The organism is Halalkalibacter flavus (genome assembly GCF_036663575.1).
Taxonomy (GTDB): Bacteria; Bacillota; Bacilli; order Bacillales; family Bacillaceae_D; genus Halalkalibacter; species Halalkalibacter flavus.
The window spans coordinates 1-242 of record NZ_JAWRVK010000385.1 but is presented as its reverse complement, the minus strand read 5'-3'; the positions used below and the strand labels follow the sequence as shown (position 1 = coordinate 242).

The window sequence follows — 242 nt, the reverse complement described above, 5'->3', positions numbered from 1 at the left end:
AATAAATCATTTGTATTGACCCTAAAGTTGAAAACTATATTTTAACTCACCAATTAAAAAGATATCAAGGATTTAAAGTTTATAACATTGATTTTATTGAGTTTTCAGAATCTTCCTACAATCCATTTGATCTAATCCTTAATGATGAAGTTGCTCAAAAAGTCAGTAGATATATTGTTCGAAATAGTTCTAAAGATGGTAAAGAGGATTTTTTCTCAGAGCGTGCTCAAAAATTATTAGGT

The 242-nt window shown here is 27.3% G+C and carries 1 protein-coding gene; it reads left to right on the top strand.

The features are described from left to right. Nucleotides 1–5 precede the first annotated feature (5 nt). Nucleotides 6–242: type IV secretory system conjugative DNA transfer family protein (locus SAY88_RS26250; RefSeq protein ID WP_431308937.1), on the top strand; the 237-nt coding region annotated here is incomplete at its 3' end.